Source organism: Spiroplasma endosymbiont of Colias croceus, from assembly GCF_964020095.1.
Classification (GTDB): domain Bacteria; phylum Bacillota_I; class Bacilli_A; order Mycoplasmatales; family VBWQ01; genus Spiroplasma_E.
Window position 1 is genome coordinate 1,195,669 of record NZ_OZ026536.1, and the last position, 26,030, is coordinate 1,221,698.

Below are 26,030 nucleotides of genomic sequence, written 5' to 3' on the forward strand. Positions count from 1 at the left end.
ATGAATTATAGTCCAACAGAATATTTTAGTATACATGAAGATAATTGAGAATTAGATATACCTAGAATTATTGCAAATAAAAGTACAATGTTATGATTAGGTAAAGGTTTATTATTTAAAAGTGAAAATAAAGACTTATTAAATTTTTTAAATAAATTAAAAGATAAAGATAAATGAAATGAAAAATTATATCAATTTGGTATTCAAAATTCATTATTAGGTAAATGTTTTTTAATATGAATGTTAACTAAAAATGGTGAATTAAGCTTAACTTTACCAAGTCCAAGTTTTATGTCACGTGTTGCTAAATTTAATGAACAAGAACAATCAGCAGAATTATTTTTTATGAATGAACAAAGTGATAATGGTAGTTTAACATGAGTAACAATAGAAAATTCAAAAGTAAAAGTTGAAATATTTAATGGTAATAGAGAAATTTTATTAGGTAGTACAAAATCAAAAATTAAACCAGAAAGTCAATTAAAACAACAATATGAATTAAAAAATCCATTTGGTTATTTACCAATTGTTGAAATTACAAATTTACCACAAATTCATTTTTATGGTAATAGTACACAAATGAATGCATATCCAGATTGTGCACCAGTATGAAATTTAATATGAGATTTACAACATATTATTAAACAAAAAAGAAAAGAAAGAATATTAAATTTAACTAGATTTTATGGAATTATTGATAATGAAAAATTTAAAGCTTTAAATTTAAGTGATGATTTTCAATCAATTATTAAAGACGCATTTTTAAATATTACTACTGCAAATTATGTAAAAGGTGGTAATGGTGGAGTTGATATTGTACAAGGTAATCCAAAATTTGGTGAATATTGACTTGATTATAATGGTACAGCAAAACAAATATTTAATGGTGCTGGTTATGATTATGATGAATTTAATGGAATTAATTATGAAAATAAAACTAAAACATTAATGAATAATAAATTTGATATGCAAACAACAGAAGTAAAAATAACACATTATACAACTTATTTATATAGAATGTTTGATATGTTAGTAACTTCTTCTAAAGATGAAAATGGAAAAGTATATTGAAATGGTAAAGGTGAAAGACCTTATAGTTTTGAATTTATACCAATTGCTATGGTTGACCAATTAGTACAAGATGAATTAATTAATAGTAGATTAAATAATGGTACATTATCAGTAATTGAAGCAATTAGTTTATATGAAAATATTGATACATTAATGGCAAAACAAAAATTAGAACATATTATTGAAGAAAGTAAATTTTTAAATAAACATTTAGGAGATAATACAAATGATAATAAGCAACGCAATGAAAATTCAATTAATGAAACAAGCACATCTAGCATTAAAACAAACTCAACAATTAATAAAGAGATGTAGTTATTGAAAAATATTTCCATTTGTTATAAATAATGGAGCAATTCCTTTAACTGAAACTGGTTATAAACCTATTAATAGTAAAATTAGTGATTTTGGACAATATGAATTAATATTAACTGGTACTACTCCAGTTGTATGTATTTGAAAAAATAGTACAAAAATATATCAAAAAAATAAAGGTAAAATTGACCCTATAACTCATAAACCTAGTGGTCAAGATGAATTTTATACAAAACAATATAAAATTGGTGATTATTGAAATGCTTATTTAATTGATGATACAAGTGGTGTTGATTTTAGTAATTTACCAAATAATCAAATATTTAAAACAGTACAAACTAAAAGACAATATACTTTAGTAATGTTTGAAGAACATATTACAATTGATGATTATTTACAATTTTTTTGTGTATTTAATGATGAAAATGAAAATATTGGTGGTAATAGTGGTAAAAATCAAGATAGACAATTATTATTTATTTCAAATGTAACAAATTATTATAGTCCTTATAATGGTGCATTTAGTATGCAAGTATTAACTTTTAGTAGTTTAAATGATAGAGTAGTTTCTACAGGTCAAAATACACTTGATTTTTTACAATATGCAAGTCCTGGTAGTGGTTATGCTTTCCCTACTATTCAACAAGGAAAAGTAACGTTAAATCGTACTTTAATGCGTGATATAGGAGTAAGATATTCTCATAGACAAAGTTATGGTTTAGAATTATTATCAAGTTGTTATTATTATGGAAGACCTATTATTCAAGGTCAAGAACCTATTCAACAAAATAATGAAGAAATATTTGAAAGTAAAGTATTTGCTTCAAGAAGATTATTTATTGCTGGTAATAATGAAAAATCTACAACTAATATTAAAAATAATGGTGGTTTACTTGCTGGTATAAATGATAAAATAACAACAAGTAGTCATCCAGAAACTACATTTTATAATATTATGAATGCACAACCTACTGGATTTTTAAATTTTAAAGATTGAAAAGAATGATTATCAACAAGTTTAAATTTACAAGCAAATTTATTTGTAACAAAAGATTTTAAAGGTATGTTATCTTTTGATAAAGAAAAAGCAAGATTAAGTAATGGTACATCAGTGGGAGAAGCAAAATTCTTTTGAGATAGTGAATGAAATATAAATAATTTAACGGGTAATTATAATGTTGATATGTCAAATAATTTTAAATATAAAGACCCAGATACACATTTAATTATAGGAAGTCCAACTGTTGATTATAGTAAAATATCACAAAAATATATGTCAGCAATATTAAATTTTAATAGTGTTGTATTTAGTAGTTTAATTCAAATGCCTTATGATAGTCAACAATGATTACCATTTGCTTTAAGTGATATACCATTAGTTGGTAAATTATTAAATGTTTTAACTTTAGGAGTTCCAGTTGGATGAGTTATTACTCAAAATATGCAACAATATAAAAAAATGTTATATTTTAATGGTTTTATGAGTGCATTTTTTACAAGTAATTTAGAAAATATTATTGGTAATGGTGGTTTAATTCCTTTAAATGCATTTACAAATGATAATGATTTTGCTATTGGTAAATTATTAGGTGCAAATGTTTCAACAACTGCTATGACAATGAAATTAAGTGATAGAGTTAGTGTTTATCCATGCAATCCAGAAAATGGACAAAAATTAACTACAAAAGAACAAATAAGTACAGTTGATTTATCACAAAAGAAAAATAATAAAGTTTATATTTTAGCAGAAGATAGTGAATTTTTAGATATTACTTCACCATTTACAAATGAAGATACTAATTGTGAATGAAATCCAACATCAAATGGAGTTATTGATGGTTCAAATTATGCTTATATTATTGATACAATTGTTACACAAAGTTTACATCAAGGTGAAGAAAGACATACATTTTATAGTGATAATCCTTTTACTTATCAAGGTGATTATAATGAAATATCAGTTGCACAGTTTAGATATAATAATATGGGTGCATTAACTGGTAATGCTTTTAATTGAACTACTTTATATAAATTAAATCATGATGAATATTCAGAAAGTGAAGAAACTACTTTTAGTTATCCAGCAAAAATATTTTCTCCAAGTCCTCAAAATATAGCAAAAACTATTATTATTATTCCAGATTTAAAAGTTGAAATGATAGCAAATAATTTACCTTTAACAGATACAAGTTCAATTCCGGTAAAAGATAATACTGAAAATTGATGACAAGTAAATAAAAGTAAACAAGTTAACTATGAAGTTGATTTAAAATCATTATTAGACCCTACATTATTAATTAAATCTTTTAATGATTTACAACGTTATTATAAAAGTATAACAATATATTATGATTATGATATTGAAACCGAAAAAGAAATTCATAATAATTCAATTCCTACTATAACATCAACTTTATATACTAGACATATTCCGTAATTAAATTTTTTAAAAGTCAATTAATAATTTTAAAATTTATTTTATAATTTTGTTATTAACAATAAATTTAGAAAAGTGTTGATAAAAATGATTTTTGAAAATTTAAAAAAATTAAAAAATGAAGAATTTTATAGATATTTTGGTATAAAACGTTTTCATTTTAATGAAATGTTAGAAAAATTAATTGAAATAGAAAAATTAGAAAAAAATAAAGGTCGAAAAAATAAACTTTCAGTAGAAGAAAGATTAATGATGACTTTATTATACTGAAAAGAATATTATACTTTTTTTCAAATGAGTATTAAATCTAAAATGAGCCCATCAAGTTGTTTTCGAAATATTACTTGAGTAGAAAATAAACTTAGTAACCACAAAGATTACCAATTTTTAAAAGAAAGATATAAATTAAAAATTGATAAAAAACAAGAAAATTCAAATGAATTTCAATTTTATTTAATTGATTCAACTGAGATTGAAATTGAAAGACCAACTAAAAAAAACTACAGTTAGAATATTTTTCTGGTAAAAGTTGAATGTATTCTATAAAATTTCAAATTGTATATGATTTTTTTAATAAAAAAATTGTTGATATTTTTGCTGATAATGGTAAAGTGCATGATTTTCAAATATTAAAAAATTCAAATCTTGAATTTTCAGAAAAAACAATAATTATTGGTGATTTAGGATATCAAGGTATACAAAATATTTATAAAAATACAATAATACCAATTAAAAGAACTAAAAATAAAAAATTAACTAAACAAGAAAGAAAATACAATAAGATTGTATCTAAAATTAGAATTAAAGTTGAACATGTCTTTGCTTGATTGAAAAGATTCAAAATTTTAGTAAATAAATGTAGAAAATCTAAATTTAGACTTATGTACTTAAGATTTAACTTACTTTGTGAAATTTTTAATAAAATAAAACCATTAAAATAAAAAAAATATTAAAAATATTTTTTTAAAATTTAAATTTTTATCGAGTTAATATAAAAATATTATTAACAATTTTTTGTTTAAAATGTAAACTCATTTTTTAAACTATTTTTTCAAAAAATATTTATTTCTATATTCAATAACACTAAATAGTTTTAAAACAATTTTATTGACAATTAATTAAATTTAATTACGGAATATGTCCACTGATTTTTCCATAGAAGAAAATTTTTTAAACCCAAAAAAAGATGTTGGTTTTAAAGAAATTCAATTAAAAGATTTAATTTTTAGAGATATAGCACCACGTAATGGAAATCATATTTATCACTGAAATCATAATAAACAAGGAACTACTATACAACTTGAAAGAGAAAGTGGAATATCATATATTTACGGAAGAACTGATACTGATTACCATTTAAATAGTTATAATTTTACTATAGACATATTCCGTAATTAAATTTTTTAAAAGTCAATTAATAATTTTAAAATTTATTTTATAATTTTGTTATTAACAATAAATTTAGAAAAGTGTTGATAAAAATGATTTTTGAAAATTTAAAAAAATTAAAAAATGAAGAATTTTATAGATATTTTGGTATAAAACGTTTTCATTTTAATGAAATGTTAGAAAAATTAATTGAAATAGAAAAATTAGAAAAAAATAAAGGTCGAAAAAATAAACTTTCAGTAGAAGAAAGATTAATGATGACTTTATTATACTGAAAAGAATATTATACTTTTTTTCAAATGAGTATTAAATCTAAAATGAGCCCATCAAGTTGTTTTCGAAATATTACTTGAGTAGAAAATAAACTTAGTAACCACAAAGATTACCAATTTTTAAAAGAAAGATATAAATTAAAAATTGATAAAAAACAAGAAAATTCAAATGAATTTCAATTTTATTTAATTGATTCAACTGAGATTGAAATTGAAAGACCAACTAAAAAAAACTACAGTTAGAATATTTTTCTGGTAAAAGTTGAATGTATTCTATAAAATTTCAAATTGTATATGATTTTTTTAATAAAAAAATTGTTGATATTTTTGCTGATAATGGTAAAGTGCATGATTTTCAAATATTAAAAAATTCAAATCTTGAATTTTCAGAAAAAACAATAATTATTGGTGATTTAGGATATCAAGGTATACAAAATATTTATAAAAATACAATAATACCAATTAAAAGAACTAAAAATAAAAAATTAACTAAACAAGAAAGAAAATACAATAAGATTGTATCTAAAATTAGAATTAAAGTTGAACATGTCTTTGCTTGATTGAAAAGATTCAAAATTTTAGTAAATAAATGTAGAAAATCTAAATTTAGACTTATGTACTTAAGATTTAACTTACTTTGTGAAATTTTTAATAAAATAAAACCATTAAAATAAAAAAAATATTAAAAATATTTTTTTAAAATTTAAATTTTTATCGAGTTAATATAAAAATATTATTAACAATTTTTTGTTTAAAATGTAAACTCATTTTTTAAACTATTTTTTCAAAAAATATTTATTTCTATATTCAATAAAACTAAATAGTTTTAAAACAATTTTATTGACAATTAATTAAATTTAATTACGGAATATGTCCTATAAATGATAATGGTAATGTTGGTGGTTGAAATATAAAATATGAAAATAATCAATTATTAGGTTTTTGTATAGTTAATAACTATCTTAAATGAAATTTTTATTTACAAACAACAATAGGTAAAATTGAAGATATGTGATATATTACAGGTAAAATTGGTGAAGATGATAAAGCATACGCTAGCATATATATTAATAGTATTAAAGCAAATATATATATAAAATAGTACTAAATTCAAGATAATTATGTTATTATATTATTAAGTTAACTAAAATATTCAAGGAGTAAATTATGGATACAAAAAAAATGTTATAACTCATGAAATAGAAAAAGAAAAGTTTACTAGTAAACTTTATAATAATAAGTACTTTTTAATTTCTATTACTGTAATATCTATAGTGGTCTTAATGATAACTGTTGCTCTTTTAATTGCAGCATTCACTGTTTGAAAATAATATTTCCTCACAATCTTAAATAATGTATAATTAAAGTACTTACTTTTGTAAGTATATGAAGTAAAAAGTTCTCAAATTTATATTAGTTCTAAATAATTAAGTTGGCACCTAATTAAAAAGTTACCTTAATTGGTAACTTTTTTTATATTTATCTAATTAAAAAAAAGAAGACATGAAATTCATCGGTAATGTTTAGTAATCTGTGTAACTTACAAAAATAACTATGTTTAATTAATTCTAGTAAATATAATTAAATGACTAGAAAGAGTGAGTTACAGATGGCTAAAAAGCAAAATATTAATAATAATGATCCAATATCAAAAGCAGTAGATTTATTATTAGAAAATACTGAAGATTTAACAACAGTTTTTAAAGAGGGAGGATTGTATAAAGAATTAACAAAAAGATTAGTAGAAAAAATGTTGAATTCTGAGATGCAAAATTATTTAGGATATGATAAGAATCAACATAGTAATAGTGACAATGCTCGTAATGGTATAAGTTCAAAAAAAATAATAACTCAACAAGGTAAAATTGAGATTGATGTACCACGAGATCGCAATAGTAATTTTAATCCTATAATAGTTGCAAAAAGACAAAGAAGATTTGATGGTTTTGATCAACAAGTTCTTTCTTTATATGCAAAAGATATGACATTATCAGATATTAGAATGCAATTACAAGAGTTATATCATGGTGCTGATATTAGTGAAAGTGTTATTAGTCAAATTACTGATGATGTTATTGATGATGTAAAAGCATGGCAAAATCGACCATTAGAAAGTGTCTATCCGATTGTTTATTTTGATTGCATAGTAGTGAAAGTACGACAAGATAAAAGGATTATTAATAAATCAGTTTATATAGCTTTAGGAGTTGATTTAGAAGGTAAAAAAGATGTTTTAGGTTTATGAATTAGTGAAAATGAACGTGCTAAATTTTGATTAGCAAATTTAACAGAAATGAAAAATCGTGGCTTAAATGATATTCTTATTGCCTGCAGTGATAATTTAACAGGCATGTCAGAAGCAATACAATCAGTTTATCTTAAAACAGAACATCAATTATGCATAGTTCATCAAATTAGAAATAGTTTGAAATATGTCTCATATAAGCATAGAAAATCTCTAGTTGCAGATTTAAAACCAATTTATACTGCATGTAGTGAAGAACAAGCAATGCAGGCTTTAGAATCCTTTGAAAATAAGTGAAATAAACAATATCCTCAAATTTCTAAATCTTGATATAAAAATTGAGATAATTTAATGGTAATGTTTAGTAATCTGTGTAACTTACAAAAATAACTATGTTTAATTAATTCTAGTAAATATAATTAAATGACTAGAAAGAGTGAGTTACAGATGGCTAAAAAGCAAAATATTAATAATAATGATCCAATATCAAAAGCAGTAGATTTATTATTAGAAAATACTGAAGATTTAACAACAGTTTTTAAAGAGGGAGGATTGTATAAAGAATTAACAAAAAGATTAGTAGAAAAAATGTTGAATTCTGAGATGCAAAATTATTTGGGATATGAAAAGAATCAACATAGTAATAGTGACAATGCTCGTAATGGTATAAGTTCAAAAAAAATAATAACTCAACAAGGTAAAATTGAGATTGATGTACCACGAGATCGCAATAGTAATTTTAATCCTATAATAGTTGCAAAAAGACAAAGAAGATTTGATGGTTTTGATCAACAAGTTCTTTCTTTATATGCAAAAGGTATGACATTATCAGATATTAGAATGCAATTACAAGAGTTATATCATGGTGCTGATATTAGTGAAAGTGTTATTAGTCAAATTACTGATGATGTTATTGATGATGTAAAAGCATGGCAAAATCGACCATTAGAAAGTGTCTATCCGATTGTTTATTTTGATTGCATAGTAGTGAAAGTACGACAAGATAAAAGGATTATTAATAAATCAGTTTATATAGCTTTAGGAGTTGATTTAGAAGGTAAAAAAGATGTTTTAGGTTTATGAATTAGTGAAAATGAAGGTGCTAAATTTTGATTAGCAAATTTAACAGAAATGAAAAATCGTGGCTTAAATGATATTCTGATTGCTTGTAGTGATAATTTAACAGGCATGTCAGAAGCAATACAATCAGTTTATCTTAAAACAGAACATCAATTATGCATAGTTCATCAAATTAGAAATAGTTTGAAATATGTCTCATATAAGCATAGAAAATCTCTAGTTGCAGATTTAAAACCAATTTATACTGCATGTAGTGAAGAACAAGCAATGCAGGCTTTAGAATCCTTTGAAAATAAGTGAAATAAACAATATCCTCAAATTGCTAAATCTTGATATAAAAATTGAGATAATTTAATGGTTTTTATTAATTATCCTACAGAAATCAAAAGAGTTATTTATACAACAAATGCTATTGAATCTGTAAATAGTCAATTACGAAAAGTTATCAGAAATAAAAAAGTTTTTCCTAATGATATGGCAGTTTTTAAAATATTTTATTTAGCAATTGAAAATATAACAAAAAAATGAACAATGCCCATTCAAAATTGAAATACAGCAATTGCTCATTTTATGATAAAATTTGAAGATAGAATTAATCTAAACTAGTACTTTGTAAAACAAAGATACACAGATTACATAAAAGCCTCTGTTTTTCTTTGTTTTGCTATGTTTTTAGCGTAATGTAATTCTGTATTTTGTTCACTCATATTTAATTACTCCTTTTTTCCTTGATTTTACTTATAAATTGTACTATTTTTGATTATTTTTACAAGTATGCTTTTAAATGCAAAATAACGCCTAAATTAAAGGCTTTATTTTGTGAGACCAATAATATTAATGATATTCAACTTGTTTATTATATAGCAAATGTGAAGATGCTTTTTTTCACACTAGCATTATTTTTACCCCTAATGACATTTTTATATGGATACAAGGCATAAAACAACGCATCATAAGGGTTTTGATACATATTTTTGTCAGGAATGTTAGTTTTTGTTTCATCATAACGTAATTCTTCTAAACATTGAGTAGTTTTTGGTAAATCATCTTTATTTGCATAAAAGTTTCCATAACTCATAATATTTCTCATTCAAACTACTCTATTAGTTAATCCTGCTTCTTGATTTAAATTAGAAGCATGTTTAATTGCAGTTTGTGTTATTAAAATAGTATTATGTTCATCAATTAATTTTTGATTTAATCAATCCATTGCTGTTCTTGCTTTATCATCATAAAGATAAATTGCTTGTTCAAAATTTTCAAAATTATCCATTAATCCTAAAATTTCATTAACATAAGCATTAATTTTTTCATTTTCATTAATAAAATCATTTGGAGTAACTATTAATTCACAAATAACATAAGGGTCATAATAACCAGTATTATTATACTCTTTAAAACCAACTACCATAAATACAGTATGGTCTTTTGGTCCCGTAGCTCAATCAATACCAACACTATAAAAATCAAATTTATACATTTCTTTTTCTTGATTATAAAATTGTTTTAAATCATATGGTTGTCAATATTTTACTGTTTTTTTGAAATGGAAAAATTGTTGCATCACTATCTAAAAATTCAAAACCATAAAAAACAGTATTAAATTCATCAGGATTACTTTTTTTCATTTCTAATAATGTTCTTTTTTGAATATCTGGTAATTTATTTCAAAATGGTTGAATAGTAAATCTTAAAACAAATAAACCTAAACCACTAAACATATCTTGATTTTCATAATAAATTTTGCCAACTTTTTTAAGATTTTCCATCACTTTATCATTTAATGGTAAAAATGGCGTAATAAAATGGATGATATTTATCATAAGGATTACATGTAAAAGTAATAAAGAAACTTTTATAAAAATAGCGAGTAATCTTTTTTCCAAAATTAGGACTATATATATTTTTATCAATAAACGTTCAACTTCATTCTTTAATAGGTTCTTTTGATACTTTAATACGATTACTTCTAAACATAGAATTTTGTAATCGTTCATATCGATATGTTATGGAATGGCAACACTTTTTAGGACTATTTTTTGGTAAACATTTGTTGTTGATATTTAACTGGAGTTAAGTAGTTTAAAGTGCTGTGAATTCTTATATTGTTATATCAATTGATGTAATCAAATAATTCTAATTTTAATTGGATTAATGATGTAAAATTTTTATCATTAATAAATTCTGTTTTAAAAGTTTTTAAAGTTGCTTCAGCAAAAGCATTATCATAAGGACAACCTTTTTTACTTAAAGAACGGTTAATGTTGAATGCTAGTAAAAGTTTATCAATAATTTTATTGTTAAATTCATTACCGCGATCACTATGAAATATTTGAATATCTTTTAAACAGCGATTTGATTGCATAAATGCTTGATGTACTAATGATGCATCTTTTTTAACTCCAACACTATGTCCGATAATTTCGCGGTTAAATAGGTCTATTAATAGGCAAATATAGTTTCACCTACCATTAACTTGTACATAAGTTAAATCACTAACAATAACTTCATTTTTAATCCTATTCTTAAATTTTCTATTAACAAGATTAGTTATTTGACTATCGTTAACTTTGTTATTATGATTTTTGAATGATAATTTAGTATATTTTGATATTAAATTATGTTCATTCATAATTTTTTTAATTTTTCTGCGCGATAAATAAATTTCTTGGTTTTCTAGAATTTTTTTTAATCTTCTAGTACCATAAACTTCTTTATTTTCTTTAAAAGCACTAATAACAGCTTCATCATAAATATTATTTTTGATTTTATTTTCTTTTTTCTTTAAATTAAAATAATATGTTGATTTAGATATTTTTAAAAAACGACACATTGTGCGAATTTTATATTTAGCTTTATTTTTGACAATAATTTCTATTTTCTGCCTATTATTAGTGCTGCTTGCTTTAAAATATCATTTTCCATTCGTAATTGCTTTAATTCTTTTCTTAATTTAATTAATTCATTTTCTTCAAAAGAACGATTATCTTTAGTTTTAAAACTTCCTGAATTACTAAATTGCTTAATTCAATTGTAAGTAGCTGCTCTTGTAACATTATATTCTTTAGCAAGGCAAGATACTGATTTGCCACTTTGATATAAAGCTACTATTTGTTTTTTAAATTCATCGGTATATGAGTTAATATTGGCCATAATTATAGTTCCTTTCTTTTAATAAATTTGTTTACTTGTCTACGTAATTAGTGTCCAATAAATTGTAACCCATCCAGTTAATTGCTTTTCTGTTAATGTTTCTTTTTCTTCTGCCATAATAATTTCATCTGTTCTTGAACCTAAAAAACTTGACCCACCGGCTTCTTTTCCAAAAATCTTATTACCATTAGCATACCCAATAAAGTCAATTTGTTGATTACTAGGAAAAATAATACATCCACCGTCCTTAGTAATTTTTCATTTAATACCATGTGGATTATTAGGTAATAAATTAATATTATATGTATCTAATAAAACTTGACAAACATTCATTAAAGCACCAATTGTAGTTTCACTATGAGTATTTTCATATCGTCTTACTTCTTGAACACTACTATCACTAAAATTACAACATATAAATAAATCAAATGCTAAGCAGTTTCAAGTTTTTCTTGTTCCACGTGCAGTTGGTACAAAACGATAAAAACAATTAGTAGTGAAAAATTCTGCTCATTCATCACCAACAAATTGTTTAAAAATATCTCAACTAAAACCATAATTATTATCACTAAAATTAAGATTATATTTTTTATTTAGTTGTGCATAACTACTAATAAAAGCCATATTTACTCCTTATTAACATATATAAGTTAAAATTAAATTATTTAAAAGAAAGGAACATTAAAAATGTTAAAATTACCATTCCCTAATCTTTTTGATTGAGACAAACACGATTTTAATCAAGATGAATTAAGTTTAAAACAAACAGAAGAATTATTTGCAAAAATAGATGAACAACTATGAAATGAATGTGATAAATCTGTATATAAATCATATAGATTCAGAAAACGAAAATTAAAATCAAAAAAAGGCTTATTAAATTATAAACGACGTATTTGTACATATTATAACATAGAAAAACAAAAAACTGAATACGTATCTTTATTAGATAACTATCTTGGTGTTAAAAAATATAGCAAACTTGCACCAAATGTTATTAAACAAATTTTAAAATATTTTGCTGATGGTAAAAAATATCGTGATGTTTGTGATACTTTTATTGAAGGTTTAATAAGTAATAGTACAGTTTGTAGAACATATCAAAAATTTCAATTACCAAAAATTAATATCCCTAAAATAGTATTGCAACCAAATCAAACTTTATATATAAATATTGATGATGGTCATAGAAAATTTAAGTTTAATGAAAAGCATAATACTAAAAATTGTAAAAAATGTTCTATGAGATTATTAGTATTTTGTACTGGTAAAAAGAAAAATGGAAAATTAATTAATAAAAGAGCTGTATGTAAAATAAGAGTATCAAAAACAGAAATTGGTGCAGAAAAAACAGTTAAATTAATTGAAAAATATGGTAATTTATATTTTGAAAACTTTGACCAAGCAAATTTAATAGTTTGTGGAGATAGTGCAAAATGAATTAGAAAAACTGCTACAATTTTAAATGCTAAATTTATTTTAGATAAATTCCATGCTTTTCATGTTTTATTTCTTGGTATAATGGCCGGAAGAAGAAAAAATAAAATTGCTAAATTACATTATGAAAATGCAATAAATTTATTTTCCAAAGGTCAATATTATGAATTAATTGATTTTTTACAATCACTAACTTTACAATATAAAAAAATAAAAGTTGGTTATTTTATTAATGCAAAAGATGGCGTATTAAACCAAGCATTAGTTGAAAATATTGGTTGCTTTACTGAAACTAATATTAAACAAATTTTAAAGCATATGATTGGTGATAGAACCTATAATATTGATATGTATACAAAAATGGTTAATTTTAAATGCTATCAAATAAATACCGCCATTCAGTTATTATAAAATAAAAACTTAAATTTAAAAATAACTAAAAATAAAATAAAACTTATTAAAGTAAACGCTAATAAGAATTTTTGAGTTATAAAAGTAAGTATTATTGTTGACTAATATTTTACAAGTGTTAAGATTAACATACAATTGCATATTGAAGTCAAAATTATTCTCGTCTAACTTTATAATTTTAAGACAAATTTGAATATTATTGACAACATCAGTATGCTCCCAAAAATATTATAAGTTTAAATAAAAACTTAAAAAAATACATTACTTAAATTTAAAAATATAGTAAAATAATTATGGTTTAGTGTGTAAATAATATTTAACTTACCAAGAATGGACTAGTTATTAAACATAGTTTGTTATTAGATATTGATAAGAAAGGAGAAAATTATGTCAACAATTAAACCAAGCAATGAATCATTTACTGCCCAACCGTCACTATTTGGAAAAATTATGGTTTATTTATCTTTTGTTTTAATATTTCCAATAATTTTATTTATTGTTTCTCGTAATAATTTTCTAAGATTACAACAATCAATTGAAGAAACTGCTTCTGATATTGATGTGCAATTAAAGCGTCGTTTTGATTTATTAACAAAATTAGTAGATGCTACTAAAGGTTATATGAAATTTGAAAAAAGTACATTAACAGATGTTGTATCTTTACGAAGTGGAAAAATGGAAACAATGAGTGATCTTTCAAAAGCAGATAGTGGACTTAATGCAGCTTTTGGAAAATTTAATGCTTTATTAGAAAATTATCCTGATTTAAAAGCAAATACTACTGTTTTACAATTACAATCAGGTGCCAAAGATTGTGAAGATAATATTGCTGCTGCTAGAAGATTTTATAATGCTAATGTTAAGGTGTTCAATAGTAAAATTAAAACCTTTCCAAGTAATGTTTTAGCATCAACATTAAATTTAGTTTCAAAAGATTACTTTCTTGCATCAGATAGCGATCGTCAAGATATTAAAATTGATTTATAAAATTAAAATTTATATTAATTAGATTTAATTCTTTTATTATTTATTTCATTTTTTATTTAAGAAAAATTATATTTTGGTATAATCTAAGTCATTAAGTAAGTTCTTAATAAATATTAAAGAAAGTAGTAAAGTAATATGAATATTTTTTTTCAAATTTTTCTTTTTTAATGTTTTTATTATGAATTTTTTTGTTTCCATATTTATTTTTTAAAATTATTAAAAATAAATTAGTTATTAATTATAAAATATTAAATTTTCAAAGAAAACATGTTTTTGGTAATATTAGTTATCAAAAGATTTTTTATTTATTATTATTAATGTTTTTATTAACGCAAGTTTTACCATACAATGGCCGTTTAAAAAATGCGTATAAAGTATATTTTTTTGAGAGAAAAATATCTTTAATTGTTAATATAATTATATCATATAATTATTAATAAATAAAGTATTTTAGTGTTTTATTTTACTATTACAAAATAAAAATTCCTAACTATTTAGGTTTAGATTTATTTAATTTTATAACATTAACAAATAATAATATTTTGATTATTCATATAAGCAACTCTTGTATTTAACATATTTACAAATGTTTTATAATTATATGATTTTGCACCATAACCTTTTAAAGATTTAACTAAATGTGAAACAGTACTTTCAGCAGAAACACCAATATTTCAATCTTTACCTTGATTAATAATTCCTTGTTCATTATTTTTAAAATAATTATAAGTTTTTTAATTAACATTAGGTTTTAAAATATTAATTAATTCATTATAATTACCATTTTTAAAATTAAATGATGTATCAAAATAATTAGGTCAATTTGTATCTGCTTTTTTCTTACCTTTTACATTAATAAATGCTTTTCATAAATAACTAATACCATGAAAACAATCTAATACATATTTTCCGCCAAATCATTTAGCCATTGCTCTAATTCATAATGCACCATCTCCACCAATAATTAAATTATTATTTTGTCAAAATATATCAGTAAAATGATTAATTTTAATATTATAATGATTAATACTAGTTGTATATATAAAATCATATACTTTATCTTGAGTTATATTATCACTTGGTTTAAAAATCATATATGCTCATGTTTTATTTTGTAATTGATTCCTATTTTTATAAATATTAATTTTATGAGTATAAAGACTGAAAATTCTAATACAATATTTTTCAATTATTCCTTTTTCATTTGCTAAATATTCAAAACAATCATCCATATCAATATGTAAATAATCTTTAACTTCATATTTATTTATTGGTAATTGAATTTCAATTTTTGTATTTTTTATTATATTACTATAAGTTTGTTTAGAAATATTACAATAAGGTAACATATCTTTAATATCACATTGTCTTTTACCTTTATGTATTTGTTTAATTATAAATAATGTTAAATTATTAGTACAATTTTTATATTTTTTAATTCCTATTGCTTGTTTAACTGGAATTATATTTTCATTAGTTTCTAAATTTTTATATATTCGTAATGGAAGATAAGATTTTCCAAAAGGATTAATTAATAATTTCATTCTTCTTTGTATTAATTTAAATTTTGTTTTATCATATTTATTTTTATATCAATAATAATCATAATCTAATAAATCTTTATCATAATCATTTAATTTTTGATTTGCATGTTGAATATCAAAAGTATCATAATCATATTTATCATTAATTCAAGGCATGATATAAATCCTTTCTTAAATTTATGCCTTGATTATATGCTTATTAAAATTAAATTGTTGTAATTTAATAAATTTAGAAATGATATAATTAAATATATAAGTTTTAAATAAGGTGATAATATGCCAGCAAAAAGAAAAGAATTAGGAAATTATGATGTTACAATTAGTAATTATTTAAGAACTAAAAATAAAAAATTAACACCACAAGGATTAAATAATGCACTTGGAATTGATAGAAAATTTATATTTGATTGCCGACGCAGAAGCAGTCCATGACAACGTAATTTTTTAAAAAGTTATGATAAAGCACGTAGTATTATTTCAACTCATATGTTAGAAAAAGCATTAGTAAAACCAGAATTAATTTATCAACATTGATTAAAATCTCATCCTAATGAATTTGATATTAATGAAGAAGATGATACTACTCAAAGTAATATAATTATTAATATTTGTGAACCTAGAAAAATAGAAAATAATGATTAGAAACCTATAATAAATATAGGTTTTTTCTTTATTTTAAAGGGAAAAAATGATATAATTAATATTAAGGAAACAGTAGCCATTCTGTGAGAATAGGAGTTAAATATGGAAAGCTTTAACTGAGATAAAAATAAAAATTATAATAGTGAAGAATTAGAAAGTTTATTAGAACAACACCGAAATTTTGTTTATAAAACTACTAAGACTGAATTAGAACCTAAATTAAGTGAATATGAAACAAAATTAAAAGAATATGAAAATAAAGTAAATATATATGAAGAAGAAAAATTATTTAATGGTTTTAATGATAAACAAAAAGAAATGTCAAAATTATTAATGACTTCTAAATATAATAATTTATCAAAAGCAGAAGCTTTAAATAAAATAAAAGAAGATTATGCAGAAATATTTAATAATAATTTACATAATAAAGAAATTAAAAAACAAGAAATTATTAAAAATGAAGAATTATTAAAAAATACAGAAGTTGTTGGTGCAAAAACTAAACAAGAAATGATTAAATTTTTAGAATTTTTATTTAGTAAATAATTAAATATTTCTCAAAAGGAGAGATATTATGGCTATTCCACAAGTTCCAACTGGTTTAATTACTGGTGGTAATAATGGAAATAAAGCAATGTTAACTGCTATGGAAGCACAAGTAAAAGGTATACTTTATAATGATGAAAGTATGATGTTTTTAAAAGCAAGTGCAGTTGCAGAACAAATAAGTGAAATACCTGGAGCAGTAGAAGCATATTACCGTATTGCTGAACGTTTACGTTGAGGTTCAAAATATGATGTTGAAGTTGGAACAAATAAACAATGAACAACATTAAGAACAACTAGTGTTATTTTAGACCAAATATTAGTTATTGATTGAAGAACTGAAGATTTTGATATGAATAGATTTATGTCAAGTCCAATTCCATTAAAAGCAAATATGTTATCAATATGAGCAGAAAGTGCATTAAGAAATTATTTATTTATTCAAGAATGTATTTTTTTACAAGGTATTAAAGATTATTGTATTGCTAAATCACAAGTAATTCCTATTAATATGTTAGAAATGACAGAAGATACAGCAAAATCAGCATTTTATCAAATTGGTGATAAAATGAATGAATTATTAGGAAATATAACTGAAACTGAAATTGGTACAAATGTAAGTGATTTTATTGGTGCATTAGGATTTACTCCAATGTTACAATTAACAAAAGCATATTTAAGATTAAATTATGGTCAAATTGCAGCAGATACTGTAGCAAGTGGTCAATTATATAAACAATCAGTATTTGGTATGTTTTTATATAAACATATGTTTTTAAATAAAGATATGGTTAAAGATACTAAAACTGGTTTACATTTAGAAAAAACATTTGATTTAAAAAAAGTATTAGGAGTTTTTGTACATAGAAATGCATTTGCACAACCTAATAGTTTTCAAAAAATAGTAAATTTAATTGATAATAATACATTAAATCAAAAAACATTAGGTAAAGCACTTTATGGTATAACAACAGCAATTCGTGGTTGATTATCATTTATTATTATGGAAAAAATGCCAACAGCTGATGAAATTAAAGAAGCTCAAAAACGTTGTTGAACTAATTGAATTAAATTAATTCCAGCAGAAAGAGAAAAAGCACCAGTAACATTTAAAATTGCTGATTTTGATGATTTTAGAATTAGTTTAAATGATTTAATTTATTTTAAAAATTTAGGAAAAATTAAAATTGCTGGTGATAAACCAACTAATGATGAATTAGAAACTGCAATAATAAATGCTGGTAATAATGGTTATGAAAAAGGTAAAGCAATATTTAGTAATATTACATCAAAAAGTGCTACTATGACTGGTAATGATAAAGATTATATTGAAGAAATAAGACATATTCCGTAATTAAATTTTTTAAAAGTCAATTACGGAATATGTCTTATTAACAATTTTTTGTTTAAAATGTAAACTCATTTTTTAAACTATTTTTTCAAAAAATATTTATTTCTATATTCAATAACACTAAATAGTTTTAAAACAATTTTATTGACAATTAATTAAATTTAATTACGGAATATGTCCATAGAATTAAAATTTTCTAAAAAATAATTATGGAATATATTTATAAATATTTTGATGAAAAAGCACATATTACTATTTATTCACCAAAACCAGAAGATTTAACTACAAGTAATGATATTAGAGCAATTTTATTAGATGAATATCCTAAATTAAGAAATGATTATTTTATAGTAAGTGATGTACATGATACTTATGCTATATGTGTAGGAGATAATATTCATTGTGAAGGTAAAGTAATTATTAAAATAGAAAAACAACCTAATTTATTAGAAGGAGTAAATGAAAATGCCAATTTCTGAAACTATACAATCAAATAATTATACTTTATTAAAAATAATTCGTTCTTCAATTAGTCCATTATCAGCAATGATTGGTACAAGTGCTTATTATGGTCAAGTAATTGCAAATCCAGTATTAGGTTCAATTAATAGTTTATTATTTGGTAAAAAATTAGGTTTAGATATTTGAAATTTAAATCAAAGACCAAATACTAAAACTAAATTAATTAATAGTAGTAAAAAAATCTTATTAGGTTTAGGAACAATTGGTTTATCAAATTATGCTAAATTTACTACTAATTCAATTAATCCAAATCCTAATCCATTTCCAGATGATTTATTGTTTAGTAATTCTACTACTGATAATCATTTAATGGATTGAGATACGTATATTAGTTTAAATGCTTATGGTATTTCAAATCTTATTAATGGAATTACAGAATTAATTCCTAATAGATTTGAAACTATACGTAAAATAGCAAATATGACTACTGGTGGTTGTTTAATATCAAGTGGTGTAGCTATGGGTATAAATAATGATTTTAATAATGCTTATGCAATACCTACTATAATTGCTGGTGCAAGTGAAATTATTCATAATTTATTACCTATGGAAACTACAAATCATATTGAAGAAATGCAAGAAACACCATTTAATAATGAAACTGCAAATCTTATTAATGATAGGACATATTCCGTAATTAAATTTAATTAATTGTCAATAAAATTGTTTTAAAACTATTTAGTGTTATTGAATATAGAAATAAATATTTTTTGAAAAAATAGTTTAAAAAATGAGTTTACATTTTAAACAAAAAATTGTTAATAATATTTTTATATTAACTCGATAAAAATTTAAATTTTAAAAAAATATTTTTAATATTTTTTTTATTTTAATGGTTTTATTTTATTAAAAATTTCACAAAGTAAGTTAAATCTTAAGTACATAAGTCTAAATTTAGATTTTCTACATTTATTTACTAAAATTTTGAATCTTTTCAATCAAGCAAAGACATGTTCAACTTTAATTCTAATTTTAGATACAATCTTATTGTATTTTCTTTCTTGTTTAGTTAATTTTTTATTTTTAGTTCTTTTAATTGGTATTATTGTATTTTTATAAATATTTTGTATACCTTGATATCCTAAATCACCAATAATTATTGTTTTTTCTGAAAATTCAAGATTTGAATTTTTTAATATTTGAAAATCATGCACTTTACCATTATCAGCAAAAATATCAACAATTTTTTTATTAAAAAAATCATATACAATTTGAAATTTTATAGAATACATTCAACTTTTACCAGAAAAATATTCTAACTGTAGTTTTTTTTAGTTGGTCTTTCAATTTCAATCTCAGTTGAATCAATTAAATAAAATTGAAATTCATTTGAATTTTCTTGTTTTTTATCAATTTTTAATTTATATCTTTCTTTTAAAAATTGGTAATCTTTGTGGTTACTAAGTTTATTTTCTACTCAAGTAATATTTCGAAAACAACTTGATGGGCTCATTTTAGATTTAATACTCATTTGAAAAAAAGTATAATATTCTTTTCAGTATAATAAAGTCATCATTAATCTTTCTTCTACTGAAAGTTTATTTTTTCGACCTTTATTTTTTTCTAATTTTTCTATTTCAATTAATTTTTCTAACATTTCATTAAAATGAAAACGTTTTATACCAAAATATCTATAAAATTCTTCATTTTTTAATTTTTTTAAATTTTCAAAAATCATTTTTATCAACACTTTTCTAAAATTATTGTTAATAACAAAATTATAAAATAAATTTTAAAATTATTAATTGACTTTTAAAAAATTTAATTACGGAATATGTCTATACTTCCTTTACTTATAAAATCATATAAATTTTGTAATTTATTATCTAAATCAATTCAATCTATTACTGGTTGTTTTAAATTATCTAAATAATTACTTCATTGTTCTAATTCTTTTCAAGAATAATTAGTTTTATTTAACATTTTTATATTCTCCTAATTTTACATAGTATGTTCCTTAGAAAAGTAGCACTATAATTATTTCTTTCACTCATCCGCCCCTTGTGAACCATTTTTAATTAAGGAATTATAGTTTTTCGGACATCCCGACAGTTAAGATATGATGCTTTGAAATTAATCTCACATATAATCATTTCCCGTTTGAACCAATCAGCGTAAATATTTAACTTGTTCAAGGTTAATATCTCTTTTATAGTGATATAGAAGTATTTACCTTTCGTACTCGCTATTTGACTTCTATGACACTTGTATTAAGTTTTATAAATATAGATTTTGATTTATTATTAACTTTCTCCTAACATGGTCACAGCGTGTTATTAGATATTTAAAGGTGCTAATAATAAAAAAGAACGATATTTCTATCGTTCTTATTATTTATAAAACTATCCATCAACTTTATGCGCCCATGTTTAAAAATAATTTGTTTAAAATATAAAAAATATGCTACAATATACAGGCTTAATTTAATGAAAATAAGCAACACATTTGTGAATTCATTGCCTAGTGCTTTTTAATTAAAAAGTGGCTAATGTTAGAAATAAATGGAAGAAAAACAAATTAGAAGGAGACAATATGTCAGTTGTAACACGTGAACAACTCCTTGAAGCAGGAGTTCAGTTTGGTCACCAAACTAAAAGATGAGATCCAAAGATGCGTAAATATATTTTTGGTCAAAGAAATGGTATTCATATTATTGATTTACAAAAATCAATGCGTAAATTAGATGAAGCTTGTCACTTTGTTAAAGAAACTAGTGAAAATGGTGGTAAAGTTTTATTTGTAGGTACAAAAAAACAAGCCAAAGAAGCTGTGCAAGAACTTGCAATTAGTTGTAATTCACCTTATGTAACAGAACGTTGATTAGGTGGTAATTTAACTAATTTTAAAACTATTAAATCAAGTATTAAAAAGTTAATTGATATTGAAAATAAAGAAAAAAGTGGAGAAATTAAACTTTTAACAAAAAAAGAGCAAATGTTAGTAATTAAAGAAAAAGCACGTTTAGAACGTAACCTTGGTGGTATTAGAAATATGTATAAATTACCAGAAGCTATTTTTGTTACTGATACTATTACTAATAAAATTGCTGTCGAAGAAGCAGTTAAACTTGGTATCAAAATTATTGCGATTTGTGATAGTAATTCAAATCCAGATAATATTGATTATATTATTCCTGGTAATGATGATGCTACAAAATCAATTACTTTAATTACAAAGAAAATTGCTGAAGCTATTAATGAAGGACAAAGTGTAAAACCAGTTATTGATAAAAAAGAAATAGTAATAGAAGAAACTATTAGTCTTGATGAAAATAAAACTGAAAATGTAATTGAAAAAAATAAAGAATAAAGGAGAATAGTTTATATGTCAGAAGTTAAAGTAGATGTTAAATTATTGAAAAAATTAAGAGATACAACCGATTTACCAATTACTGATTGTAAAGAAGCTTTGATGGAAAAAAATAATATTTTTGAAGCAGCACTTTCCCTATTAAAAATTAAAGGTTTAGCAAAAGCAGAGAAAAAAAGTATTAATAAAGCTACTGAAGGGGTTACTAAAGTTGTTATTAGTGGTAATAATGCAATTATTGGTGAATTAAATTGTCAAACTGAACAAGTTGCTGATTTAGAAGATTTTAATGATTTATTTACTAAAATTTTAGAAACAATTTTAAAACATCAACCTAAAACTATTGAAGAAGCTTTAATGTTAAAAGCTGATGGAAGTAGTGAAAGTTTAAATGATGAGATAAGATTTGCTATCGCTAAATTAGGTGAAAATATTGTTTTAAATCGTTTTCAATATTTAAGTAAAAATAGTGATGAAGTTTTTGGTTCATATGTCCATGGTGGTGGTAAATATAGTGGTTTAGTTATTATCAAAGGTGTTGATAAGGAAAGTGATATTCCAAATAATGTTGCTATGCAATTAGTATCAGCAGATGCTAAATACATTGATATTGATCACATACCTGCAACAGTTCGTGATAAAGAATTATCAATTATTAGTGAAAAAACAAAAGAAGAAGAAAAATTGAAAGCAAAAAAACGTCCTGATAATATTCTTGAAAATATTATAAGAGGTCGTTTTGAAAAAGTATTATCTGAATTAACTATTGTTGATCAACTTTATATTAAAGATAATACAATTAAGGTTAAAGAGTATTTAACTAAAAATCATGCTACAATTATAGCTATGATACGTTATCAATTAGGTGAAAAAATTGATAGTTCTGCCAAATAAACATTTAGGAGGTAAATAAAGTGAATTTTCAAATTATATATTATATTGCATTAGTAATGTTTATATTATTATTAGTTATTCTTGGTTGAGGATGATATAGTTTTAATAAACCAAAAACAACTATTAAATTTTTGAATTTAAAATTATTAGTAGCAACATTAATAGTTGGTGTAATTGGTTTAGTTATCTCGATTGTTCCAATTGGAATGCAAGTTTGAACATTTGAACCAGAATATATTAAATCTGATCCTGCTTTTTTAACTTTATTAATAGTAGAATATATATTTTTAGTTATCATGTTAGGATTAGCATATATTTTTAGTTTTGATTTTGGTATCGCAGTTGATGAACATAATATTTATTTCTTTGGACAAAGCCTTAATACTAGTAAAATTGTTGCATTGGAACAAAAGAAAAATGTTTTAAAAATTGTTTATGAACAGGGTATTAAAAAAATTAAAAAACGTTTAACAATTATTACTCCACAAGCACAACTTTTTGTTAAAGATCATTTAGCACAAAAAGTTATTGCTAACGTTGAATTAGAAACTGTTGCTGAAAGCGCAAATAATGATTCATTATCTAGTGATAACAGTAAATAAATAAGAAGCCACAAAGCAATCTGTGGCTTCTTATAATATTAAATTTAAGGAGGATGATCAAAAATGGAACAATTTAAATATAAACGAATATTATTAAAAATTAGTGGTGAAGCTTTAGGTGATGGTAGTAATGAATTATATAATAATGAAAGTATTGATAATGTTTGTCAACAAATTCAAACCCTAGTTAAGGGAAAAGTAGAAGTTGGTTTAGTAATTGGCGGTGGTAATATTTGACGTGGTGCTAAACAAGGAGAAAAGATTGGTTTAAAAAGAATTAATGCTGATTATATGGGAATGTTAGCGACTATTATGAATGCTTTGGTAATTGAATCAAAGTTAAAAGCGCTTAACGTAAAAGTTATTGTGCAAACATCATTAGAGATTAATCAAGTTGCTGAACCTTTTTATTACAAAAAAGCTATTAGTAGTTTTGAAAAAGGCTATGTTTGTATTTTTGCTGGTGGTACTGGTTCACCATACTTTACAACGGATACTGCAGCAGCACTTCGTGCTACTGAAATTAATGCGGATATATTATTAATGGCAAAAAATGGCGTTGATGGTGTTTATGATAAAGATCCAAACATTAACAAAAATGCTATTCGTTATTCACATTTATCATATCAAGATATTACTAATAAACAATTAAAAGTAATGGATTTAACTGCTTCAACGATGTGCATGGAAGCTAACTTGAAAATTATGGTATTTGATATTAAGGTTGAAAACAATATCATTAAAGCAGTACAAAATAAAGCAATTGCAACTATTATTAGCAATCAAAATTAACAAATTAAAGGAGAGAAAATAATATGAAACTATTAGATTTTATTTTATCTATTTTACAAAAAAGCAAAACACCAATCAGAATTTTATTTCCAGAAGGAGATAATGAAAAAGTACAGGCAGTAGCTTTAAAAATTATTAATGATAATTCACCTGTTAAAAATTTTATTACACCAGTTTTATTATTTAATAATGATAAAGAAATTCCTAGTAATATTAAAAATTCTAATATTAAAACATTATCTATTGAAGAAAATCAAGTAACAAATTTTACTAATCAATTATATGAATTAAGAAAAGCAAAGGGTTTAACTTTAGCAGCAGCTAATAAATTGGTATTAAGTCGTAATTACTATGGAATGATGTTATTAAATAATAAAGAGGTTAATGGTTTTGTTGGTGGTATTACTTTTACTACTGCTGATATTTTACGTCCAGCTTTGCAAATTATTGGACCAAAAGCAGGTACTAAAACTGTTTCAAGTACATTTATTATGAATAAAAATGAAGAAATATTTTTATTTAGTGATAGTTCAATTAATTTAAATCCAACAGCTGAACAATTAGCAGATATTGCAAAATCTACAATTCACTTTGGTGAACTTTTAGAATTTAATCCAATTAAATTAGCAATGTTATCTTATTCTACTAATACTAGTGGTAGTGGTGAAAGTGTTGATAAAGTACGTAATGCTACTAACTTTGTTCAACAATTAAAATTAAAAAACGTGCAAGTAGCAGGACCAATTCAATTTGATGCTGCTTGAGATCAAGAAGTGCGAAATAAAAAATTCCCAGAATTAACAATTAAAAATCATTGTAATGCATTTATTTTCCCAACTTTAGATGCTGCTAATATTGGTTATAAAATTGCCCAAAGATTAGGTGATTATAAAGCTATTGGTCCTATTGTTTTGGGTTTAAATCAGCCAGTTAATGATCTTTCTCGTGGTGCTACTATTGATGACATTTATTACACAGCATTGATCACTGCTATTCAAACATTAATTAAAAATTAATAAGGAGATAAAACA

28 protein-coding genes and 1 pseudogene are annotated in these 26,030 nt (G+C 22.9%); 21 read left to right on the forward strand and 8 right to left on the reverse strand.

Features of this window, described 5'->3' with window-relative positions; translation table 4 throughout:
• From AACL24_RS07495 to AACL24_RS07535, 9 genes and pseudogenes are all read left to right on the forward strand, one after another.
• The gene (locus AACL24_RS07495) at positions 1 to 1,386 is read left to right on the forward strand and encodes a hypothetical protein (RefSeq protein ID WP_339049190.1); all 1,386 of its coding nucleotides are present in this window, start codon (positions 1 to 3) and stop codon (positions 1,384 to 1,386) included.
• Positions 1,298 to 3,823, forward strand: a complete 2,526-nt coding sequence (locus AACL24_RS07500) for a hypothetical protein (protein ID WP_339049328.1) — start codon at positions 1,298 to 1,300, stop codon at positions 3,821 to 3,823. The genes AACL24_RS07495 and AACL24_RS07500 overlap by 89 nt, the downstream gene beginning before the upstream one ends.
• An 87-nt stretch (positions 3,824 to 3,910) precedes the next feature.
• Positions 3,911 to 4,333, forward strand: coding sequence for a transposase family protein (locus AACL24_RS07505; RefSeq protein ID WP_339045912.1), 423 nt, complete (start codon positions 3,911 to 3,913; stop codon positions 4,331 to 4,333).
• A 23-nt stretch (positions 4,334 to 4,356) separates the two neighbouring features.
• The gene (locus tag AACL24_RS07510; protein ID WP_339045908.1) at positions 4,357 to 4,764 is read left to right on the forward strand and encodes a transposase family protein; all 408 of its coding nucleotides are present in this window, start codon (positions 4,357 to 4,359) and stop codon (positions 4,762 to 4,764) included.
• A gap of 196 nt (positions 4,765 to 4,960) precedes the next feature.
• The gene (locus AACL24_RS07515; protein WP_339049329.1) at positions 4,961 to 5,221 is read left to right on the forward strand and encodes a hypothetical protein; all 261 of its coding nucleotides are present in this window, start codon (positions 4,961 to 4,963) and stop codon (positions 5,219 to 5,221) included.
• Positions 5,222 to 5,304: 83 nt separating this feature from the next.
• Positions 5,305 to 5,727 (forward strand): transposase family protein, encoded by a 423-nt coding sequence (locus AACL24_RS07520; protein WP_339045912.1) that lies wholly within the window; start codon positions 5,305 to 5,307, stop codon positions 5,725 to 5,727.
• Positions 5,728 to 5,750: 23 nt separating this feature from the next.
• Positions 5,751 to 6,158, forward strand: coding sequence for a transposase family protein (locus tag AACL24_RS07525; protein WP_339045908.1), 408 nt, complete (start codon positions 5,751 to 5,753; stop codon positions 6,156 to 6,158).
• Positions 6,159 to 7,093: 935 nt separating this feature from the next.
• A pseudogene (locus AACL24_RS07530) lies at positions 7,094 to 8,086 on the forward strand (IS256 family transposase); the annotation flags it as partial.
• Positions 8,087 to 8,176: 90 nt separating this feature from the next.
• On the forward strand, positions 8,177 to 9,415 hold the full coding sequence (locus AACL24_RS07535; RefSeq protein WP_339049369.1) for an IS256 family transposase: 1,239 nt from the start codon (positions 8,177 to 8,179) through the stop codon (positions 9,413 to 9,415).
• A 250-nt stretch (positions 9,416 to 9,665) separates the two neighbouring features.
• On the opposite strand, the gene AACL24_RS07540 is transcribed toward AACL24_RS07535, so the two are convergent.
• From AACL24_RS07540 to AACL24_RS07555, 4 genes are all read right to left on the reverse strand, one after another.
• Entirely contained in the window at positions 9,666 to 10,289 is a 624-nt protein-coding gene (locus tag AACL24_RS07540; protein ID WP_339049331.1) for a hypothetical protein, read from the reverse strand.
• Between the two features lie 13 nt (positions 10,290 to 10,302).
• Positions 10,303 to 10,578 carry a hypothetical protein gene (locus AACL24_RS07545; protein ID WP_339049332.1) on the reverse strand — a complete coding sequence of 92 codons (276 nt, stop codon included), beginning with the start codon at positions 10,576 to 10,578 and terminating at the stop codon, positions 10,303 to 10,305.
• Between the two features lie 263 nt (positions 10,579 to 10,841).
• Positions 10,842 to 11,962 (reverse strand): IS3 family transposase gene (locus AACL24_RS07550; RefSeq protein ID WP_339049333.1). Its coding sequence is split into 2 segments (ribosomal slippage): positions 10,842 to 11,719 and positions 11,719 to 11,962, totalling 1,122 coding nucleotides; the frame shifts between segments, so codons are not numbered across the junction.
• Positions 11,963 to 12,001: 39 nt separating this feature from the next.
• A complete protein-coding gene (locus AACL24_RS07555) occupies positions 12,002 to 12,586 on the reverse strand; it encodes a hypothetical protein (RefSeq protein ID WP_339049334.1) in 585 nt (194 codons plus the stop codon).
• Between the two features lie 63 nt (positions 12,587 to 12,649).
• Here AACL24_RS07555 and AACL24_RS07560 point away from each other — a divergent pair, with 63 nt between their 5' ends.
• Both AACL24_RS07560 and AACL24_RS07565 read left to right on the forward strand, forming a co-directional pair.
• Positions 12,650 to 13,810: an Mbov_0401 family ICE element transposase-like protein gene (locus AACL24_RS07560; protein WP_339049335.1), complete on the forward strand. Its 1,161-nt coding sequence runs from the start codon at positions 12,650 to 12,652 to the stop codon at positions 13,808 to 13,810.
• Between the two features lie 387 nt (positions 13,811 to 14,197).
• Positions 14,198 to 14,797 (forward strand): LemA family protein, encoded by a 600-nt coding sequence (locus AACL24_RS07565; RefSeq protein ID WP_339049336.1) that lies wholly within the window; start codon positions 14,198 to 14,200, stop codon positions 14,795 to 14,797.
• A 734-nt stretch (positions 14,798 to 15,531) separates the two neighbouring features.
• On the opposite strand, the gene AACL24_RS07570 is transcribed toward AACL24_RS07565, so the two are convergent.
• Positions 15,532 to 16,497 (reverse strand): hypothetical protein, encoded by a 966-nt coding sequence (locus tag AACL24_RS07570; protein ID WP_339049337.1) that lies wholly within the window; start codon positions 16,495 to 16,497, stop codon positions 15,532 to 15,534.
• Positions 16,498 to 16,617: 120 nt separating this feature from the next.
• Between AACL24_RS07570 and AACL24_RS07575 the strand changes: the two genes are divergently transcribed.
• The 5 genes from AACL24_RS07575 (at position 16,618) to AACL24_RS07595 (ending at position 20,053) form a co-directional block, all read left to right on the forward strand.
• Complete coding sequence (locus AACL24_RS07575; RefSeq protein WP_339049338.1) at positions 16,618 to 16,983, forward strand: hypothetical protein; 366 nt, start codon at positions 16,618 to 16,620, stop codon at positions 16,981 to 16,983.
• A 102-nt stretch (positions 16,984 to 17,085) separates the two neighbouring features.
• Positions 17,086 to 17,529 carry a hypothetical protein gene (locus AACL24_RS07580; RefSeq protein WP_339049339.1) on the forward strand — a complete coding sequence of 148 codons (444 nt, stop codon included), beginning with the start codon at positions 17,086 to 17,088 and terminating at the stop codon, positions 17,527 to 17,529.
• Between the two features lie 28 nt (positions 17,530 to 17,557).
• Positions 17,558 to 18,883, forward strand: a complete 1,326-nt coding sequence (locus AACL24_RS07585; RefSeq protein WP_339049340.1) for a hypothetical protein — start codon at positions 17,558 to 17,560, stop codon at positions 18,881 to 18,883.
• 206 nt (positions 18,884 to 19,089) lie between these two features.
• The gene (locus tag AACL24_RS07590) at positions 19,090 to 19,377 is read left to right on the forward strand and encodes a hypothetical protein (protein ID WP_339049341.1); all 288 of its coding nucleotides are present in this window, start codon (positions 19,090 to 19,092) and stop codon (positions 19,375 to 19,377) included.
• Positions 19,346 to 20,053 (forward strand): hypothetical protein, encoded by a 708-nt coding sequence (locus AACL24_RS07595; protein WP_339049342.1) that lies wholly within the window; start codon positions 19,346 to 19,348, stop codon positions 20,051 to 20,053. Before AACL24_RS07590 ends, AACL24_RS07595 begins: the two co-directional genes overlap by 32 nt.
• A 173-nt stretch (positions 20,054 to 20,226) precedes the next feature.
• Here the strand turns inward: AACL24_RS07595 and AACL24_RS07600 are convergent, their stop codons facing one another.
• The 3 genes from AACL24_RS07600 to AACL24_RS07610 all read right to left on the reverse strand — a co-directional run bounded on the left by AACL24_RS07600 (position 20,227) and on the right by AACL24_RS07610 (position 21,325).
• Positions 20,227 to 20,634 (reverse strand): transposase family protein, encoded by a 408-nt coding sequence (locus AACL24_RS07600; RefSeq protein ID WP_339045908.1) that lies wholly within the window; start codon positions 20,632 to 20,634, stop codon positions 20,227 to 20,229.
• Positions 20,635 to 20,657: 23 nt separating this feature from the next.
• The gene (locus AACL24_RS07605; protein ID WP_339045912.1) at positions 20,658 to 21,080 is read right to left on the reverse strand and encodes a transposase family protein; all 423 of its coding nucleotides are present in this window, start codon (positions 21,078 to 21,080) and stop codon (positions 20,658 to 20,660) included.
• Positions 21,081 to 21,163: 83 nt separating this feature from the next.
• Positions 21,164 to 21,325, reverse strand: coding sequence for a hypothetical protein (locus AACL24_RS07610; RefSeq protein ID WP_339049343.1), 162 nt, complete (start codon positions 21,323 to 21,325; stop codon positions 21,164 to 21,166).
• 609 nt (positions 21,326 to 21,934) lie between these two features.
• On the opposite strand from AACL24_RS07610, the gene rpsB reads away from it, so the two are divergent.
• The 5 genes from rpsB (at position 21,935) to pta (ending at position 26,015) form a co-directional block, all read left to right on the forward strand.
• Entirely contained in the window at positions 21,935 to 22,711 is a 777-nt protein-coding gene (gene rpsB, locus AACL24_RS07615) for a 30S ribosomal protein S2 (RefSeq protein ID WP_339049344.1), read from the forward strand.
• A gap of 15 nt (positions 22,712 to 22,726) precedes the next feature.
• Entirely contained in the window at positions 22,727 to 23,605 is an 879-nt protein-coding gene (tsf, locus tag AACL24_RS07620) for a translation elongation factor Ts (protein WP_252319749.1), read from the forward strand.
• Positions 23,606 to 23,625: 20 nt separating this feature from the next.
• The gene (locus AACL24_RS07625; protein WP_339049345.1) at positions 23,626 to 24,207 is read left to right on the forward strand and encodes a hypothetical protein; all 582 of its coding nucleotides are present in this window, start codon (positions 23,626 to 23,628) and stop codon (positions 24,205 to 24,207) included.
• A 63-nt stretch (positions 24,208 to 24,270) separates the two neighbouring features.
• Positions 24,271 to 24,999, forward strand: coding sequence for a UMP kinase (gene pyrH, locus AACL24_RS07630; protein WP_339049347.1), 729 nt, complete (start codon positions 24,271 to 24,273; stop codon positions 24,997 to 24,999).
• Positions 25,000 to 25,022: 23 nt separating this feature from the next.
• Positions 25,023 to 26,015, forward strand: coding sequence for a phosphate acetyltransferase (gene pta, locus AACL24_RS07635; RefSeq protein WP_339049349.1), 993 nt, complete (start codon positions 25,023 to 25,025; stop codon positions 26,013 to 26,015).
• The last annotated feature ends 15 nt before the right edge of the window (positions 26,016 to 26,030 follow it).